The organism is Planctomyces sp. SH-PL14, assembly GCF_001610835.1.
Classification (GTDB): Bacteria; Planctomycetota; Planctomycetia; order Planctomycetales; family Planctomycetaceae; genus Planctomyces_A.
This window is the reverse complement of record NZ_CP011270.1, coordinates 5,461,689-5,479,615: the sequence shown is the minus strand read 5'-3', so window position 1 is coordinate 5,479,615 and position 17,927 is coordinate 5,461,689. Positions and strand designations below refer to the sequence as shown.

24 protein-coding genes are annotated in these 17,927 nt (G+C 64.0%); 22 read left to right on the top strand and 2 right to left on the bottom strand.

Annotated elements, in window-relative coordinates; translation table 11 throughout:
* The first annotated feature begins 57 nt into the window (after positions 1–57).
* The 20 genes from VT03_RS20865 to VT03_RS34995 all read left to right on the top strand — a co-directional run bounded on the left by VT03_RS20865 (position 58) and on the right by VT03_RS34995 (position 14,934).
* On the top strand, positions 58–273 hold the full coding sequence (locus VT03_RS20865; RefSeq protein ID WP_075094777.1) for a hypothetical protein: 216 nt from the start codon (positions 58–60) through the stop codon (positions 271–273).
* A gap of 81 nt (positions 274–354) precedes the next feature.
* Entirely contained in the window at positions 355–813 is a 459-nt protein-coding gene (locus VT03_RS20860) for a hypothetical protein (protein WP_075094776.1), read from the top strand.
* Positions 814–888: 75 nt separating this feature from the next.
* The gene (locus tag VT03_RS20855) at positions 889–1,500 is read left to right on the top strand and encodes a hypothetical protein (protein WP_075094775.1); all 612 of its coding nucleotides are present in this window, start codon (positions 889–891) and stop codon (positions 1,498–1,500) included.
* Between the two features lie 44 nt (positions 1,501–1,544).
* Positions 1,545–2,135 carry a head-tail connector protein gene (locus VT03_RS20850; RefSeq protein WP_075094774.1) on the top strand — a complete coding sequence of 197 codons (591 nt, stop codon included), beginning with the start codon at positions 1,545–1,547 and terminating at the stop codon, positions 2,133–2,135.
* Positions 2,132–2,467, top strand: coding sequence for a head-tail adaptor protein (locus VT03_RS20845; protein WP_082846394.1), 336 nt, complete (start codon positions 2,132–2,134; stop codon positions 2,465–2,467). The genes VT03_RS20850 and VT03_RS20845 overlap by 4 nt, the downstream gene beginning before the upstream one ends.
* Positions 2,464–2,925: a hypothetical protein gene (locus VT03_RS20840; RefSeq protein WP_075094772.1), complete on the top strand. Its 462-nt coding sequence runs from the start codon at positions 2,464–2,466 to the stop codon at positions 2,923–2,925. Before VT03_RS20845 ends, VT03_RS20840 begins: the two co-directional genes overlap by 4 nt.
* Positions 2,925–3,476: an HK97 gp10 family phage protein gene (locus VT03_RS20835; RefSeq protein WP_075094771.1), complete on the top strand. Its 552-nt coding sequence runs from the start codon at positions 2,925–2,927 to the stop codon at positions 3,474–3,476. The genes VT03_RS20840 and VT03_RS20835 overlap by 1 nt, the downstream gene beginning before the upstream one ends.
* A 30-nt stretch (positions 3,477–3,506) precedes the next feature.
* Positions 3,507–3,917, top strand: a complete 411-nt coding sequence (locus tag VT03_RS20830) for a hypothetical protein (RefSeq protein WP_075094770.1) — start codon at positions 3,507–3,509, stop codon at positions 3,915–3,917.
* Positions 3,918–3,959: 42 nt separating this feature from the next.
* Positions 3,960–4,355, top strand: coding sequence for a hypothetical protein (locus VT03_RS20825; RefSeq protein ID WP_075094769.1), 396 nt, complete (start codon positions 3,960–3,962; stop codon positions 4,353–4,355).
* A gap of 71 nt (positions 4,356–4,426) precedes the next feature.
* On the top strand, positions 4,427–4,744 hold the full coding sequence (locus VT03_RS20820; protein ID WP_075094768.1) for a hypothetical protein: 318 nt from the start codon (positions 4,427–4,429) through the stop codon (positions 4,742–4,744).
* Positions 4,745–4,976: 232 nt separating this feature from the next.
* A complete protein-coding gene (locus VT03_RS20815) occupies positions 4,977–6,728 on the top strand; it encodes a hypothetical protein (RefSeq protein ID WP_156514658.1) in 1,752 nt (583 codons plus the stop codon).
* Positions 6,728–7,816, top strand: a complete 1,089-nt coding sequence (locus VT03_RS20810) for a hypothetical protein (RefSeq protein WP_075094766.1) — start codon at positions 6,728–6,730, stop codon at positions 7,814–7,816. The genes VT03_RS20815 and VT03_RS20810 overlap by 1 nt, the downstream gene beginning before the upstream one ends.
* Entirely contained in the window at positions 7,813–9,894 is a 2,082-nt protein-coding gene (locus VT03_RS20805) for a hypothetical protein (RefSeq protein ID WP_075094765.1), read from the top strand. Before VT03_RS20810 ends, VT03_RS20805 begins: the two co-directional genes overlap by 4 nt.
* Entirely contained in the window at positions 9,879–11,633 is a 1,755-nt protein-coding gene (locus VT03_RS20800) for a glycosyltransferase family 2 protein (protein WP_082846393.1), read from the top strand. The genes VT03_RS20805 and VT03_RS20800 overlap by 16 nt, the downstream gene beginning before the upstream one ends.
* Complete coding sequence (locus VT03_RS20795) at positions 11,630–12,022, top strand: hypothetical protein (RefSeq protein WP_075094763.1); 393 nt, start codon at positions 11,630–11,632, stop codon at positions 12,020–12,022. Before VT03_RS20800 ends, VT03_RS20795 begins: the two co-directional genes overlap by 4 nt.
* A complete protein-coding gene (locus VT03_RS20790) occupies positions 12,019–12,378 on the top strand; it encodes a hypothetical protein (RefSeq protein ID WP_075094762.1) in 360 nt (119 codons plus the stop codon). The genes VT03_RS20795 and VT03_RS20790 overlap by 4 nt, the downstream gene beginning before the upstream one ends.
* Before the next feature lie 9 nt (positions 12,379–12,387).
* Positions 12,388–13,173 (top strand): hypothetical protein, encoded by a 786-nt coding sequence (locus tag VT03_RS20785; protein ID WP_075094761.1) that lies wholly within the window; start codon positions 12,388–12,390, stop codon positions 13,171–13,173.
* A gap of 3 nt (positions 13,174–13,176) precedes the next feature.
* Complete coding sequence (locus VT03_RS20780) at positions 13,177–14,133, top strand: hypothetical protein (RefSeq protein ID WP_075094760.1); 957 nt, start codon at positions 13,177–13,179, stop codon at positions 14,131–14,133.
* Positions 14,130–14,555 carry a hypothetical protein gene (locus VT03_RS20775; protein WP_075094759.1) on the top strand — a complete coding sequence of 142 codons (426 nt, stop codon included), beginning with the start codon at positions 14,130–14,132 and terminating at the stop codon, positions 14,553–14,555. Before VT03_RS20780 ends, VT03_RS20775 begins: the two co-directional genes overlap by 4 nt.
* A gap of 253 nt (positions 14,556–14,808) precedes the next feature.
* Positions 14,809–14,934: a hypothetical protein gene (locus VT03_RS34995; protein ID WP_255378405.1), complete on the top strand. Its 126-nt coding sequence runs from the start codon at positions 14,809–14,811 to the stop codon at positions 14,932–14,934.
* Positions 14,935–15,167: 233 nt separating this feature from the next.
* Here VT03_RS34995 and VT03_RS20770 read toward each other — a convergent pair whose 3' ends face one another.
* Together VT03_RS20770 and VT03_RS20765 are read right to left on the bottom strand one after the other, a co-directional pair.
* On the bottom strand, positions 15,168–15,461 hold the full coding sequence (locus tag VT03_RS20770; RefSeq protein ID WP_075094758.1) for a hypothetical protein: 294 nt from the start codon (positions 15,459–15,461) through the stop codon (positions 15,168–15,170).
* A 150-nt stretch (positions 15,462–15,611) separates the two neighbouring features.
* Positions 15,612–16,007, bottom strand: a complete 396-nt coding sequence (locus VT03_RS20765) for a hypothetical protein (protein ID WP_075094757.1) — start codon at positions 16,005–16,007, stop codon at positions 15,612–15,614.
* Between the two features lie 439 nt (positions 16,008–16,446).
* Between VT03_RS20765 and VT03_RS33690 the strand changes: the two genes are divergently transcribed.
* Positions 16,447–16,674 carry a hypothetical protein gene (locus VT03_RS33690; protein ID WP_075094756.1) on the top strand — a complete coding sequence of 76 codons (228 nt, stop codon included), beginning with the start codon at positions 16,447–16,449 and terminating at the stop codon, positions 16,672–16,674.
* On the top strand, positions 16,637–17,803 hold the full coding sequence (locus VT03_RS20755; RefSeq protein WP_082846392.1) for a tyrosine-type recombinase/integrase: 1,167 nt from the start codon (positions 16,637–16,639) through the stop codon (positions 17,801–17,803). The genes VT03_RS33690 and VT03_RS20755 overlap by 38 nt, the downstream gene beginning before the upstream one ends.
* Positions 17,804–17,927 lie beyond the last annotated feature (124 nt).

The window sequence follows — 17,927 nt, the reverse complement described above, 5'->3', positions numbered from 1 at the left end:
CTGGCCTGACGAATCCTCGCTCTCCTCCGCTCCCTGGTCCCCGTTCTGGTTCATTCCATGAAGATCAAGCTCCTCGTCAGCCGTGGCGGCCTCGATTTCTCCCAGGTCGCTGGTCAAGAGATCGAAGTCGCCGATGTCGAGGGGGAGCGGATGATCGCGGAGGGACAGGCGGTCTCCCTGGAGCCGGAGGCGAAGCCCGAAGCCGACAAGAAGCCCGCGAAGGCGGCGGCCAAGTCCAAAGCGGCGGAGGCGAAGCCCGAAGCCGACGCCTGATCGGGCCGGCCATACCGCGTGATACGCGCTGATTCACTCCGCCGTTTTTCTTCCACACCTCAGCCCTGAAAGGGGTCTCTCATGAATCTCCATGCACTCCTGCTGAGCAAGCAGGTCAAAGTCACCCGCGTGAACAACGCGGCGGCGGCGGCCCAGACGGCCGTCAACGCGACCGGCGTCGACATGGCCGGATGGGATGGCGTCCTGTTCATCGCCCTCCTCGGCACCCTGACGACGACGCACGCCACGTCGCTGAAGGCCCAGCAGTCCTCGGACAATGCCGCCGCGGACGACTACTCCGATATCGCCGGTTCCTCGACGGGGAACATGGCGGACGGGGACAGCAACAAGATCATCCTCCTCGACGTCTTCCGGCCGACGAAGCAGTACGTTCGGCCGGTGCTCGTCCGCGGGACCGCCAATGCCGTCCTCGATGGGATCCTGGCGATTCAGTACGCCGGCCGGGACATCCCCATCACGCAGGGCTCGACGGTCTCCGTTCAGGATGCCGTCATCTCGGCCGACGAAGGCACGGCCTGATCGTCCCCTCCGTATCCGGTCCGCACGGATGTGGACCGGTTCTTCCTCCACGCCTCTTTCCCCTGACGTGCCCCCATGGCCTACGAACTGATCGTCAAGGAAACCATCCAACTCGGCGGCAAGACGTCGAGTTCGCAGATCTCCGCGAGCGCCGACGGGATCGTGACGAAAGAGGTCACCCTCTCCGCCGCGAAGTCCGGCCAGCTCACGACGCGGACGAGCACTTCCGTCGGGACGCTGACGATGGCGGGGGGCCACGGCATCACGACCGGGGCGCGGCTCGACATCTACTTCCCTGGCGGCAGTCGCCGGGGAGTCCTGGTAGGAACGGTCGCGACGAACAGCGTCCCGTTCACGCTCGGCGCCGGGGATGACCTGCCGGCCAACCTCACGAACATCACGGCCATGGTCCCTCAGGAGGAGGTGCTCGTCGCCGACGGGGATGACGTGGTCGGGATCGAGATGTTCGCCGGTCAGCTCGGGACGATCGTCCTGGCCGAGACCGACGACTCCGAGATCCTGGCGAAGGTGCTCGGCGGCCCGCGGTCGACCGACAACCGGGCGTTCGCCTGGCTCGAGGACCGGGACCCGACGAATCCGGTGGCCGGTGACGCCATCGCGAAGGCGTTCTTCTCCCACGGAGCCCTCACCTCCGGCGTCATGCGGGTCCAGCTCCTGATCGACTGACCCCCCGCGTGTTACCGAGACCGAGGCCCCCGACCGGAGAACCAATGAACGCCCTGGAGCTCAACGCCGCCTACGTCACGACCGAGGCCCCGACGGCTTCGATCGTGGATGCGGCCCGGCTCCGGCGGCAGTGCCGAGTGGATTCTGCCTCCGAGGATGCCGACCTCCTCGAATGGCTGGCGACGGCCACGAAGATGATCGAGGACGAGACGAGCCTCTTCCTTCGACCGCAGGAGGGGGTACTCAACCTCGACCGGTTCCCCGGGGGAGGCTGCCCGATCTTCGTCGAGCGGTTCCCCATCGCCGAGGTCACCGGGATCACCTACCTCGACACGAACGGCGTCCGACAGACCTGGGACCCGGAACTCTACATCGTCGGACTGAGTTCCCTCCCACCACGAATCACCCCTGCCTTCGGGCAGTCCTATCCGACAGTCCGCCGGCAGTCCGAGTGCGTCCAGATCGCCTACACCGGGGGATACTCGGAAGCCGAGGTGCCGCCGATGGCCAAGCAGGCCGCCCTGATGCTCGTCGGCTTCTGGTATCAGAACCGCGAGATCGTCGGGGACGTCCCGAAGAACATCGAAGACAGCTACCGCTCGTTCATCCGCCGGATTTCGTGGAGGGCTCCATGACCCCCGCGGGACAGCGGCGCGAACGGCCCATGTTCCAGAAGCCGATCACGTCTCAGGCGGCCGGCGAGGAGCAGGAGACCCGATTTGAGGACCAGTTCCCGCGCTGGGCCCGGATCGTCCCCCAAGAGGGGAGCGAGTCCGAGGAAGGCCGCCGAATCACCCGCGAGAACACCATCCGCGTGACGGTCATCAACGACCCGGATACGCGATGCATCGACCAGACGTGGCGACTCGTCTGGAGGAACCGGTACTGGAACGTCGGCAGCGTCTTCACGACCGAGGACAACGCCGAGATCGAGATCAGAGCGATGGAAGTCAAGGGGGCGGCATGACGACGCAGATTGCCCCCCTCCAGAAGGTCATCCAGACGCTTCTCGAGGTCGACGCCGTCCGGAACATCACCGAGACGAGCCCCAAGGGGGCCGAGACGAAGATCGGCCAGAAGATTCGGCCGGACGCCTGCCGGATCAAGGACACGCCCCCGTTCATTGTTCTGGAGGTCGCCGACGAGGACACCCTCCCGGACCTCGATGGAGTCAACGGGGACGGCACGGCACAGATGCTGGTCATCTGCGTCGGGGCGAAGCGAGAGACAACGGTCGAGATCGCGAACGCCGTCGACACCATCCTGAACAACTACCGCGGGACAGTCGCCGGGACCCAGATTCAGCACTGTCTGCGGCGCGGTCCCGCGCGAGGGTACGAGCCGCCCCAGGACGACGGGGATGAGTCGCACGGCTTCTACATCTCCCTCCGGTACGACGTGATGTTCACCGCCGGTGTGACCTGATGCCGACGTTCGAGACACAAACCCTGGGGGTCCGGGAAAGCCTCAAGATCCTACAGGAGATGGCAAAGCCCAATCAGGCGATGAAGATCGCAAAGCGGGGTCTCCGAGCCGCCGGAACGATCATGGCGCGCGGGATCAGGAAGGCGGTCCCGCCAACGAAGACGGACGGTCACTCCCGCGAGTCGATCACGAAGGCGATCGGCTCCAGCGTCAAGCAACTCGGCGTCGGCCGTGAGATCGAGATGAAGGTCGGGATTGGGGTCGGCAAGAAGCGCGGCTCCTACCGGCCCACTGGAATCTTCCTCGCGGTCGGCACGGTCGACAGGTACTCGGGGATGAAAACCCTCCGGCAGCAGGTCAAACGCCGCTGGTCGATCTACGGCACCAGAGGGACCGGAAAGCCAGTCCGGTTCCGCGGTCGAGTCACGAAGTACCCGTTCGTTCAGCAGGGCGTCGACGCCACCATCGTCCAGGCCCGTCTCAAGTTCGAAGAGGTCGTGTTCGGCGACCTCGACAAGGCGTTCCGCGGCTCTCTGTCGAGCATCCAGTAGTCCCCCCGTTCGTGCGTTGGAGTTTGAACCATGTCGCTGACGAAGCAGACCTCTCAGAACTGGAAGCTCAAGGTGGACCTGGGCGCTGGTCCGGTGCAGGTCATGGGGGTGGTCTCGATCAAGGAGCCCTCCCCGAAGCCGGTTCGCGTGGAAACGCCGGACCTCGACTCGACGTTCGTCGAGAAGCTGAACATCGGCATCTCTGACCCGGGCGACGTGACGGCGGAGGTGTTCACCAACGCGGCCGACGCGACCCACCTGGCTCTCCGCCAGAAGCTCGGGGCCCCGGAGTCCCTGCCGTGGACGATCGTCGACGACGAGGACAACGAAGTGACCTCCTTCGAGGGAACGCTGGTCGACTTCCCCCGCAACGTGCAGCAGGGGCAGGCTCTCAAGGGCTCGCTGACCATTAGCCTCGACAGCCTGCCGACGTTCGCCTGAGCCGCGCGGCCCGCCCCCTTCCTCCAACCCTGAGCCCCTGACGTGCTGACCAAAGAGCAGTTCTTCGCCGCCGGAGCCCGCCGATACGACACGGTCACGGTCCCGACCCTCGGCGAAGTCCGGATCCAGTCCCTGACCGAGCCGGAGAAGACGGCCTACTACTCCGATCGCCATGGCGCCGACGGGAAGTTCCTGCCCGAGGTGTTCAACGAGCGGTCCCCGCGGCTGATCCTCCTCTCGGTCGTTGGAGACGACGGCCAGCGGATCTTCTCCCCGGACGACCTGCCGGCGCTGATCGCCCTCGACGCGAGCGTGACGGAGCCGATCTTCGTCAAGGCGCGCCGCTTGAGCCGGATCGATGAAGCGGCCGGGGAGGGCGACACCGAGACCGCAAAAAAGCCCGACTCAGCGTCCGATACCGCTTCCTCTGGAAGCTGACCCGGACGTACCCGACGTGGCACATCGGGACCCCCTACCTGCCGTGGGATATCGACGCCCTCGCAGCCCTGATGGGGCCGGAGCGGTTCGAGCAGCTGCTGGCGATGGAACGGGTGGACCCGTGGGGCGAAGAGCGAGCCGACTGGCGGGCGGCCCAGACGTCAGCCCTCGCCGGCCGTGAGGGATCGGAAAAGCTGTTCTGGGATCCGACGTTCGCCGCGGTCCCTGCGACGGCGAAGGCCATCGAGAAGCCTCCACAACAGCAGTCGGTGGAGGACGTCAAACGAGTCCTGGCGATGTACCGCCAAGGCCGCAGCCGAGGAAAGGTGAAACCCGATGCCGGCGGGCAACAACGACATCGTCTGGAAGGCCGGCAGCGACTTCGATGACTTTGTCCTCGGGGTCAACAAGGGGGCTGCCAGTCTGCAGGGGCTCGAGAACGCTGGAAAGGCCGACTTCTCTTCCGGCCTCGTAAAAGCCCTCGCGCAGGTCGAAGCCCAGGCCAAGATTCTCTCGGGCGAGATGTCTGCCGCTCAGATGGCGTCTGAGAAGTTCCTAGCGGCCGGAGCATCGCCGGAACTGGTCCAGCGGTTCCAGCAGGCTCACGCCCAGATTGAGAGCGTGAAGAAGGCGCAGACCGAGGCAGCAGCCCAGAAGGTTGCCCAGGAGGCCGCGGCGCGGGATGCGGCAGTTGCCGCCGCGCAGGCGGAGAAGGATGCAAAGGCGCGGGCCGCCGCGGAAGCCGCCGCAGCCGCGAAGGCGCAGGCCGAAGCAGAGCGGCAGGCCGTCCAGCAGCTGGCGAAGCAGGAGGAAGCCCGCCGGCAGGCGAACCGCATCCACAACGAGAAGCAGGCCGATCTGATCCAGCAGTATCAGCAGCGGGAGAAGGATCAGCGGGCGGCGGTGATCTCGCACAACCTTCAGCAGGAACGGTTGATCTCTCAGTTCAAGGAGAACCAGAACCGCATCGATGACCGAAATGTGGCCAAGCAGATGGCCATGGCACAGCAGGCCGCGCAGGTCAAGTTGTCACTGATGAGTCGAGCCGAACTCTTGGAGAAGGAGACGGGACGGCTGCAGGCGCTCCGCAATCAGGGCCTGATCACCGAACTGCAACTCTCGCAGGCGATCTCTCTCGCCAAGCGGAATTCGGCGATGTCCAGCCGATCGGGCGGGGGGATGCCGCTCGGATTCATCGCCCAGCAGGGGGCCATCGGTCTACAGGATGCCGTCGTTGGGGCACAGTTGAACGGCATCGCCGGCGGGATTATGGCCGGTGGGAACAACCTGATCCAGATGCTGTCGTTGGTGAACCCGATGGCAGGAACCGTCGGCGCCTTGACCGTGGCCGCGGTTCAACTCGGGGTGGCATGGAGCAAGACCAAAGACGAGGTCGAGAAGACGGCCGCCGCCACTCAGGCCGCGCAGAAGGTTTCGGAACTCTGGAGCAAGCGGGGCAGAGACTTCACGGACAGCTACAAGCAGGAGCAGCAGTCCCTACGGGTTCAAGAGGAGTCGTCTCGTCGGTTTGGGGAACTCATCAAGAAGCGGCAAGGGGCGATCGACTCGCTAGATTGGCGACCCGCCTATGAGCAGGGGGCTTTGTCTGGTGAGGCACTCCGCGTCGCACAGATCAACGAGGCTGCCAACAAGCCGCGAATGACAGAAGAGCTTGCCGCACTCCAAAAAGAGCGTGCCGCCCTAGATGCTTCGGCTGCCTCAGCGCGGCTTGCACTGGAGGCCACGCAGGCCCAGAGAGCATCGGCAGCGTTGGAGTTCTCGAAAGGCGAAACAGGCAACCTCAAGCAAGTTCTGGCGGACGCCCAGGCGGAAACAGCGGCTCTCTATTGGCAGGCTGCTGAATATGGAGTGACCGTCAAAGACCTGCGGTTGATGGAGCTCGAAAACAAGCTCCGTCGAGAGAAGGTCGATCTCGTCATCGAGCAAGGCCGCGTCTTCGGACAGGTCATGCAGAAGATGTCCTTGGAGGCGAAGTCGATACAGGACTCCCTACGGACTCCGGATGAGGCGATACGCGCGCGAACCCGCGATCTCCTGAAGATGCAGTCCGCCGGTCTGCTCTCCCAGGATCAGGTCCGTATGTCCCTTGCCCGAGACATTCAGCAGCAGCAGGGCCAGCCGATGCTCGCCCAAGCGATGGTCCGCGGAACCGTCGAGGAAGCCTCTGCGCGGAACCGCATGAACGCGGAGAGCGAGCAGAAAAAGCTGATCGACAAGATGGTCGACGTCATGACGGCTCAGGAGAAGTACAGCCAGGAGGTCCGGGACTTTGCTTCGACGGTAACCGACGCCGCCAAGGAAATGGGCTCCTTCTGGGAAGACGCCGGCGTCGTGGGGGTGATCGACCGATAATGGCCATCCTCTGGATAAAAGAGTTGTTCCGGTACACCGGCAAGTTCTCCCTTCAGCAGGAGGATCTGACGCGGGTCTTTCACATCTACAGCGATGCGATTGATGAGGACGATCCAACGGACGTCCGGGCCGCACTGGAGGCGACAGGCGTCTCCCGCGGGGCCACCCATCCGAAGTCGACCGCGTGGTGCCGGGAAGTCAGCGTCAACCCGAACGCGGACCGAGACAAGGGGCTCTTCGTCGCGACGGCCAGTTATTCGAACGGCCCCCTCTCCCAGCGGGAAGAGGACAAGATCGCGTTCCGGAATCCCCTCGACCGGCCGACGATCATGGAGGGGAATCGAGTCGCACAGGTCTATGTTCCGCCGGTCGACCGATACGGCAAGGCGTATCAGAACGCGGCGAATGTCCCCCTGGACCCGCCTCCGGCGATCGAGATCAGCCGCCTTCAACTGTCGTTCCGAAAGAACTTCGACAACGTGCCGGACTGGTGGTTCAGTCGGGCCACGTCTTGGACCGGACTCGGGGACTGCATCAACGAGAGCTCGATCTTCGTCGGTCATAGCCTCCAGCGGGTTTTCCCGCGGCGCTCCGCCCGCCTCATTCCGATCAGCATCTCGGAGCAACTGACGGAGAACGACTACAGCTTCGTCGAAGTCCGCTGGATGCTCGACATCATCACGGGCTATCGGATTCTCAGGCTCGGAGAAGTGGCCGGCCCCGAGGCAGAAGTCGACGGGGAAACGGTGGTCATGAGCCTCGACGAGCAGAAGTCGGGTGACACGTGGACCGACGTCACCGCGGAACACTTTATCGACTCCTTTGCGGACGTTGGAAAATACCGCCGCGCGATCAACTGGGACACGGAGTTCGCCAACGTCGGAATGGACTACCTGGACGCTGGTACCGATGACTTGGTCCCCTTCATGTTCGGAAACCGCCGCGTGTCTACACCGCAGTGGCTGTCCCCAGAAGGTGGCAACACCGTCGAACTGAACAGCGACACGGAGAAGCCTGAGCCGAACTACATCTATCGGGGCAACTACCCCCTCGCCGACTTCGCCCCGATTGAGGTGCTGGTCGGATGAAGAAGAGAGGAGTCATCTTCGGAGAGTCTCTGGGTAACGAGCTGGCCGACATGGCGCGGAGCCGGCAGCGAGGTGAAGCGCCCGGCCGGTCCAACGTGGTCCCGTACGACGATCCGCCGGCGCTCGCTCACGCGATTCAGCCGATCACGAAGGGCTACTACGGAAAGGTCCAGATCAACGGCGTTGAGGGCATGCAGGTCGACGCCTACGCCCGCAATGGCGACGTCGACACCGGCGAGCCGTTCATCATCTACTGGACGCCAGGGATGGAGATCTCCTCCCAGAAAGGGGAGGACCCACCGCGGAAGGGCCAGTGGGAGATCTTCTCCTTCGACGTCAACTACTTCGGCCTGCCCTTCGCCTCCCAGGGCTGCGGCTGCGGCGACTCCCTCGACGGCACAGCGAACCACGACTGCAAGCCGGAATGCGGCTGCATCAACAAGACGCGGTACATGTATCCGCCGGCGTGGTGGGTCCGCTGGCCGGATGCCTTGGAGAAGATCCTGTGGTCGGCCGCCTCGTCGCTCGTCACTCTCAAGTATTCCGGGGAATGCCTCTGGGTCTCGAACTGGTTTGCAGGGCCGGACTACATCCCGCCGGAGGAGGAGTGGGAGGGGGAAGAGGCGCCGGAGCCAGTCCATGACGACTACCGGTGGGAGGTCGACCGGCGGGCGCTCACGATCAAGTTGCGGCGGCGCTCGGTCGAGTACCCGAACGCCCCGGAAATCTACGTCGAGTACTGCCTGACCCCCGCGTGTGGTCTGCGGTGCAACGGCGTATGGAAGGGGACGCTGAAGGACTTCCGGAACGTCGAGCCCCCGGCGGTCTGCGAAATCTGTGTGACGCCGACGCTGCGGCTCCCGTTCTACACCTGCTGGTCCTGCCCGCAGGATCCGCCCGAAGCCTACGAGATGACGGTCCCGGATGGGGCCTTCTACAGCTACACCCCGACCGGCGGGGAGTACACCGAGAAGCTGATTGGTGTGGCCGGGAAGAAGATCACCCTCCAGCGGGTCGGGGCGTGCGACAACTGGGTCGTGCCGGTCGACGATCCCAACTTCTGGATGAGCTCCGCCGGCGAGTGCCCGGACATCAAGGGAATCTCTGTCCCGGGCTTCCCCGCGAACCTCCGCCTCCCCCGCGGTGGGAACTGCAACGCCTACAAGTTCGAGGACTCGACGACGCTGGTCTGGCTCTTCGTCGAAGCCGGTCCCGGGGAGGTCTTCGCGGCGGCTACGTTCATCGATAAGGATCTGTGCGAATACGAAGAGTTCTGCACCGGGGAGGGTCAGAACCCGCGGCTCTACCGCTACTACGTGCTCCACGAGGGCGAGGGGGGCACGCCGTCCTACGAGGGGCAGGAGTCGGAGAACTGGTGCCAGGAGCCGACGCTCGAACTCCGGGCGGATTGGTTCGACAACGGAAGGTCCCTGACCAGCCAGACGAAATACTGGTACGACACAGAGGAGGACATGGAGGCCCAAAACGGCTACTCGCTCGTGGAGGGGGACCTCAACAACTACCTCTTCGCCGTGAAGTCGATCAACTCGACCATAGAGGGCAACACAGGCTTTTTCTTGGCCCTCGTGTCAACTGTGCCCGGAGAAACCGCGTGGTCGTATCAGGGCAGCGTGAACCCCGCATACGACCCGGGAATTGACGCGGCTGAGCGGGCGGGCATCGTCCAGATCAAAGGCATCTCGCTCCCCAAGGTGACGAACAGCGGGGCGCCTGGATCGACCTGCAGCGGCGAGGAGACGGAGGCCGGGAGCTGCCCGCCGACGGCAACCTGCCGGTGGGAGGAAGCCTTCACGTCCAATGTTCAGGTCGTCTGTGTCGATGGCGTTCCGCAGCAGGAGGGGATCGACAACGCGATTGCGGACTTGGAACCCACGATCCCGGAGAACGCCTCCGCGGAGTACGACGTCGTGATCGGAGCCTGTGCTGACGGCTTCGCGTCGCTCCGCCTGCGGTACATGTACCTCGTGACTCCCTGCCCGGACGGCTGCGAAGAGTGTGAGGACCCCGGCGATATCACTGGCCTGCCGTATCTGGAGCAACCATGCAATCAGGCTTGATGCCCGGGGAAGTCGTTCACAGCCGCCGGCGACGGAACGTGCCGCCGCGCCCGGCGAACGGTCCGGGGTTCTTCCTCAAGAAGCGATACAAGCAGGTCGGCTTCTCGGAGACGTGCGGCCGGTGCAACTCCGTCGCGGCGAAGATGGACGAGTGGGGTCCGGTCGGCTGCCGGGCGAACATCGACTGGATCCTCGACCGCGTGAAGGAGAACGCAGCGTCGAAGGGGATCGTCTGGCTTCCGTCGTTCGACACCGTCACCCGGATCCACATCGAAGCGGCGATCCTGCAGGCGGAGGGCAAGCCGGAGACGCTGGCGATGCAACTGGCCCTGTCGATCAGCGGTTTCGTGACCGGGTTCCTGCCGGCCGAGGTCAAGGAGAAGACGCTCCCCGCCTGGAACGACGTCGCCATCGTCATCCCCTGTCACAACTACGGACGGTTCCTGGCGGAGTGCATTGAGTCGGCGATCGCGGCCAACCCGGCTGAGATCATCGTGGTGGACGACGCCAGCGAGGACGACACAGCGGAGGTGGCCGCCCGGTACCACCAAGTCAAGTACATCCGGGTCGAGCATCGGAACGTCCACGCCACCCGCGGGGCCGGCTTCGCTCTCACCCGCGCGGCGAACGTCTGCTTCCTCGATGCGGACGACGTCCTCCCCCCGGACTACCTCTCGGAGGCGTGCAAGATCCTCGACGAGGAGCCGAAAGTCGGGATCGTCTACAGCGACATGGAACGATTCGGCGACGTGACTGGCCGGACGGACTTCCATGAATGGGTGGACCCGTACTGGATCGACCGGCAGAACCACCTGCATGCGGGATCGGTCGTCCGCCGGCAGGCACTCGAACTCGCCCAGGTCTTCGAGGAGCACCTGAAACCGTCCGCTCACGAAGACTGGTGGCTGTGGCGGCAGATCCTCCGCTATGGCTGGCATGGGCGGAAGTCCCCCGCGATCTACCGCTACCGCCGCCACCCGGACGGCTCGATGCTGACGAAGGTCCGGTGCAAGAGCTGGTATGAGCTCGCCTCGGCCTCGACGGAGACGATCACGATCCTGATCCCCCTCGCCGGTCGCCTCTGGGCGTGGGAACAACTCTTCGCCTGGCTCGACCGCCAGACGTGGCCGCACGACCAGATCGAGCTCCGGTTGCTCGACTCCTCCCAGGACGCGGACTTCTCCCGGGCGGTCGCGGAGTGGATCGGCCGGAGCGGCTACACCGACGTCCGCCACATCCGGCAGGCTGTCGGCCCCCAGGGCGTCGCAGATGCCCCCCGCCGGCAGAACGGGCAAGAGGTCAACCTCGCCGTCGCTCGTGCCTGGGCGAAGCTCACCCGCGGCCTGACGACGCCGTGGAGCCTCTGCCTGGAGGACGACATCCTCCCGCCGGCTGACGTGATCGAACGGCTGATGCGGCGGGTCGGTCCGGTTATCGACCTCGTCACGGCCGCCTACCGGACCCGCCACCACGACGATCGGCACTGGCACATTCAGCGGGAGGCGGGGGAGAACGTCCGCGACGGCGAGGAGGGGAAGGGCGTCGACGAGATCAACGGCAGCGGCTTCGGCTGCATGCTGATCCGGTCTCCGTACCTCTCGCAGCACCCCTTCGCGAACCATCGCGGGTCTGCATGGTACGACCCGAGTTTCTATGCCGCCTGGGATGCCGAGCTCGCCGCGGTCGTCGACTGGTCGATCGTCTGCCGCCACTACAGCGGACCGGAGGAGTGGGTATGAGTTGCTGTGCCTGCTGCGGACTGGAACAGATCCCCCGCCTGACGGTCGATGAGATCGTTTTCGGCCTTCGGGAGGACGGCGTGCCACTCAACACGGAGGAGTGGATCGGCGCGCGGCTGATCGTTCAGAGCCTCGACGGAAAGACGCGACATACGGCACTGACTGACTATGAGGCCGAGTACATCGCCCCGAACCCGGACGGCGCGACCGAGGAAGAGCGGAAGGGGGTCGGCCGCGTCAGTTTCCAGTACGAGGAGGAGACCTTCGGTACGTCCTACGACCAGGGGACTCTGATCGTCCAAGAGCAGGTACAGGAAGATCCGCCCCGCTGGAAGGAATGGACGCGCCGCAACTTCGTCATCCTCCCCACCTCCGCTGATCCCTCATGAGCGACTGCGACACGACCGTTGAGCCTCGCCCGCGCGTGACGGAAGTCATCGTGCAGGGGGGCGTCACGGTCGAGCCTGTCGCGAAGGTCATCAACGTCGATGTCACACGGACAATTGAGGTCGAGACCTACCGCGGCCCCCGCGGGCGTGACGGGATCAACATCGTTCCCCGTACCCATACCCAGACGCCGGCGGCGGAGGTCTGGACGATCAATCACAACCTCGGCTACTGGCCCGACGTCACGATCTACCGCGTCGGTGGTGGGATCATGGGGGGCACGGTCCACAACGTTTCCCTCAACACCTTGACGATCACTTTCAACACCGCCGTTGCCGGTTCGGCAAGGCTGCTTTAGGAACCTGCCATGGACCAGCTTTCGAACATCAGCTTCGGTGACGTCGCAACGGCGACAGACCTCATCAACCCGGTTGACCCCCAGGACGCGGCGACTAAGGCGTATGTCGACGCCAAGATTGAAGGCCTGAACTGGAAGGACAATGTCCGGCTCGCGACGACGGGGAACGTCAATCTGAGCTCGCCCGGGGGGACCATCGACGGAGTCACGCCGGCGACAGACGACCGGATTCTGGTGAAGAGCCAGACCGACGAGAGCGAGAACGGGATCTACTTCTACAACGGGTCGTCGGCCGCGATGACCCGGTGCCCGGACGCGGACACGTTCGACAAGCTCGAGAACGCCGTCGTGACCGTCGACGAGGGAACGGCGAACGCTCAGACCCGCTGGCGACAGACGGAGGTCAACGGGACGATCGACACCGATGACATCGTCTGGGACTCATTCGATGCGGCGGTGCCGGACGCCTCGACGACAGTGAAAGGGAAGGTCGAGCTCGCAACCCAGGGGGAGGTCGACGCTGGGACCGATCAGACGCGAGTCGTCACACCCGAGACCCTCGCGGGCTACGCCAACCGCAAGCTCCGCTACATCTCGACCTTCGGCAACGGGTCGGACACGGTCTACACGATCACGCACAACCTCGGCACGAAGGACCTCGTCGCCCAGGTCCGCCGGGCTTCGAACGACAATGTCGTCGGCTGCGACATCCAGATGACCAGCACGACGACGGCAACGGTGACTCTCGCCGCCGCTCCCGGGTCGAACGCCCTCAAGGTCGTCATTCTGGGGTAAGGGATGGAGTTCCTCTCGCAGATCGACCTGCCGTCCGGGCTTCCTATCGTGGAAGGGGGCACCGGCGCGACTACGGCGGCCGGCGCTCGGGACAACCTGGGTCTCGGGAACGCGTCCCTTGCGAATCCGACTCCCTTCCTGTGCGGCCGGCTGACACTGGAAACCGGCGTTCCGATCTCCACAGCCGATCAGGCGGCAAAGTCAACCGTCTATCTGACGCCGTGGCGGGGGAACGTCGTCTCGATCTACAACGGGACGCTGTGGGTGCCGTACGCCTTCGCGGAGCTCAGCCGCTCACTCTCGGGGCTCACGTCGGGGAAGAACTATGACGTCTTCGCCTACGACTCCGGCGGCGCGCCGGTGATTGACCTGGCCCCGGCCTGGACGAACGACACGACCCGCTCGGCGGCGGTCTCTCTGCTCAACGGTATCTGGGTCAACACGTCGTCCTTTACCCCGGTCATGGCGGGCGGAACGGTCGCGGCGAACCGCGGAACGCTTCTCGGAACGATCCGGACCACCGGCACCAGCACAACCGAGGACTCTCTGGCGAAGCGGTTCGTGTCGAATCTCTGGCACCCCGTCAGCAGGCGGTTCCATCGCACGGACGCCACGAACCACACCTACTCCAGCACGACGGTCCGAGGGTGGAACAACGCCTCGACGCACACGATGGAGTGGGTCTCGTGCATGGCCCACAGTTCGACCATGCTCTGGCTCAACGGAGCGTTCAACGCATCGGGAGCGGGATCGCAGGGGGCTCGCCTTGGCCTTGGTTCCGTCACGACCTCGCACACGCAGTGGATGGACTGGAACAGCACGATCATCCCAGGCTTCGGGATGACGATGACGGTCGATGCCAACACTGGCTACGCGGTCTACTACGTCACCGAATCCGCCACAGGGAGCGGGAACTCGACCTACTACTACTACACCGTCGGGGGGCAGGTGCTCGCATGATCCCGACGATGGAAGAAATGCTGCAGTTTCGGGGACGGGTGGACGACCTGTCCCGCCTCCTGACTCGTGAAGGGGTCGGCTTCGTCGGTCTGTCGAAAGAGCGGATCGACTTCGCGGAGGGCGTCAGCCAAGAGCTGCAGAATCTGGCGAACGGAATCCTTGCCGCGTGGAATTGGGATGCCGCATCCATCCCGGCCGAAGTCTCCCCGCTCCAGGCCAAGATCGCCCTCCGCCGCGCGGGGTTTCTGGAGGCGGTCGAAACCGCGGTCGCGTCTGCTGGGGAGGAAGCCCTGATCGCCTATCGCAACGCTCTCACGTTCCGCCGGGACTCGCCGATGCTGCAGTTGATTGCGGCTGCGGTCCCAGGGTTAGAAGCGGCCCTCGACGACATCTTCACCGCCGCGGCCGGGATCGAGGTTTGACACGTTCTCCACATGGAAACTGTCAAGTGATTGTGGACCTGCTTGACGAAACGTTGGGTTTCCCGCGATCAGGCTACAATCTGTCCACTGCTGACCAAATGTCCTTGACCCGACTCATCCGGGACTGCATTCTTCTCGTATTGCACTGATGACAGCGTTGGATCGCTGCCGCCGCCTGTGATGTTCAGGCTTCTTGGATCGGACCCGAAACCCACATCACGTTTCCCCTTTGGAGGAAGATCGGAGGAACCCCATGCGCCACGTTGTTGATGACCAGATCACCGATTGGAGAACCGACCCGGACCTGTGCCGGTCGCTCGCGTTCCTCCGCGCCCATGCTGTGATGCTACAGGCCCGCCAGCTCTGGCCGTCTCTCTAGGGTACGCTGACCCACCGGCGGCGCCTGCTCGCGTCGCTCTCTATCCCTGATTCACTCCGTGTCCCGCCGCGCGCACTTCGCCGCGGTGTCGTCTCCGGGCCCCCGTGCGCCCACTGCTCAGGAACCGTCCTATGCCCATTCTCACCACCCCCAACGGGGAGAGAGTCATCGAAGGCGACAACATCACTCTGACGTTGAGGGAGGTCGAATGGATTCGTGCTCGCAACCGGGGACTACGGGTTTTTCCGGCGACTCATGAGGGATCGCAGGATGATGTCGTCAGGGCAGTCGTACCACCGCTGTCGGTACCGAACGTCCTGGCAAAACCGAATCGCATCCACCGGATGAAGGACCAGTTCATCGACAGTCCACGTTCCATGGAAGGTGTCGGCGAACTGGTTGCAGATAGCGTCGATCGCCTGCTCCCGCGTCAGGTCCGCAATGCCAAAGTCTTCAGGATTCCACTTGCCACGGCCCATGAGCCACTCCCGGTAGAAGGTTTCGGAACGAGCAACAGAAACGCCCATGGTGGCCTCCGGTGAGAACTGGAAAGAACGGCCCGATTCTCACCACGACGCCCCGCTGGCGCAAGACCCAAAAGTCAAAACATGCACACTCTCATCGTGGTCGTCTACCTCGGCTTCAACCGCCTCGACCTGGCGGACGTGCCGGTGCGGCTACAGGTCCGGCTTGCCGAGAGCACGCCCCTTGTAGGCGGGGGGCGGCGAAGAGGCGAGCGAGTCCGCAAAGCGATCGGCCTCAGACGGAGCCTTCGGTGGAGCGGCTGCACCCTGCTTTCTCGCGATCGCTGCCGATTGCTGGTCGGCGATCTGCTTCAGGTAGTCCGCGGCGGCGGCGAGCGTGTTCAACGTCGTCACACCGAGGAAGAGCGCGGCCACGAGAATGACCCCGTAGCCAACCACCGGGACCCACGGGTTCCCCGTGCCGGGCGGCTGCGCGGCATCAAAGCCGAGCAGTCCGCATCCAATGAACCCGCCCATGATCACGAAGACAATGGCGGTTGCCACCTTGTCGCGATGCGACCCGGCTGGCGCTATCGTGTTCTGACTCATCTCCAGGCCCTCCAGAGGTTCAAACCAGTCAGCGTAACGCGGCGATCACGGCTGCGGATCAGCCGGGACTATGAAAACAGCGTGTTGACAACCCTCAACGTTCTGCGAAGAAAGGTTGACGTTCCGAAACAACGTGACACAATCAGCCACGGCGTCGCGGCGGTCCGCCAAGACCGCGCAGCGCAAATCTTCTCTTGCGTTAACAAGGAAGAACCACCGTGGTGTTCTCTCGCGCGGCTTCGCGCGCCTCCAGCTGTCGGCCCCCGCCCGCTCCCGTAGCGCGGACAACTCTTCGTCGCCGCAGTCAGGCCAAAAGAAAAGCTCCAGAGGACGGCAATCCTCTGGAGCGGCTCGGCATCTCGAACGCGGCTGAATGACTCCCTCTCACAGGAATTACTCGCGCCTTGCGTGCGGGTGATGCTACGGAGCCTGCGCGCCCATGTCAAACAGAAATCCCTTCGAGGGGACCGACTGGTATCTCGATTCCGAATACGCGGCGTTCTTCGGCCAGGAGCTGGAGACGTTTCGCTCGAAGGTCCACGCCAACAGGATTTTCCACAAGAAGTGGGGACATAACCTGCTTCTTCAACGCTCGGTCGTTCTCGACAACATGGAGACCATAACAAGCGATGAACCGAAAACGAAAAAGCCGCGGCCGCCGAGGTGATGGCTCTGTCTTCAGGCGAAAGGACGGGCGCTGGGTGGCCCGGGTCTGCGTCACGTTGCTGGATGGCAAGCAGAAGCGAACTGAGCGATATGCCGCAACGCGAGAGCAGGCTCTGCAGGAACTGGAGGCCATGCGGACAATCGTTCGCCAGCGATCCGTTTCCGTTGGGCGAATGACTCTGAGGGAGTTTCTGCAGAACTGGATGGAGGCAATTGAACTGGCGCCGGCGACGCGTCAGTCCTACCGGCTTTCGATCGACAACTACATCATCCCTGACCTGGGGCACTACTACCTTTCGCAGCTGACAGCGTTCGAGGTCAGTCGCTGGATGGCGTCCCTGAAAGAGAGAACCGTCGAGAGGAAGGGAAAGTCGACGAAGATTGGGGCTCGCACTCGACAGATCGCCCTGTCTGTTCTTCGCGCGGCGGCAAAGGGCGCCATTGAGATGGGTGCCACTGGATACGACTTCACGGCGGGGGTGCGACGCCCGTCGATGCCACGACCAACGATCATTCCGTTCACGGTCGAAGAGGTGCAGCGCATCTTGGCGTCTGTCCGCAATGATCGGCTGTATGCCCTCTTCGTGATGTCGTTCTTCTGCGGCCTCCGCCAGGGAGAGCTGTTTGCCCTCCAGTGGAAGGACATCAACTGGGATGACAAAACGATCTCCGTCACACGGCAGCGATCGGAAGTCGCCGGAGTCATTCATGAGCGCGAGCCCAAGACGACGGCGGGCAAAAGGACCATCGGTCTGTCCGAGATATGCCTCGACGCCCTGCATGAGCGCCGTCAACTCGCCGTGCGGGAAAAGCAGGCAGCGAATCCGTGGGTGTTCATCGGGGAGCGGGGAAAGCCTCTCCGGCGATCGAACTTCGGGAACCGGATGTGGAAGCCGCTCCTGAAAACTCTCGGGCTCGCTCACCGCGGCTTGCACCATGCCCGGCACACCACTGCGACGCTGGCCCTGAAAGCACAGACGCCAGTCCATCTGGTTTCCAGCATGCTCGGGCACACCTTGGCGAGTACCACGATCGACCTTTACGGACACGCGCAGACCGGAGACCACGAGATCACGGCAGAGGCTGTCGCGAAGGCCATAAGGGGTCAGAGTGGTGTGAAAACCGGCTGACACGGGGTTGATGCCAAGAAATCCACGGCCGCAGAGGTGGGGCGCTGTGGAGAACACGCTCTCCCAAAGCAGGCGCTCTAGCCAGGCTGAGCTACACCCCGGTGCCTTGCGGCGTCGCGGACGT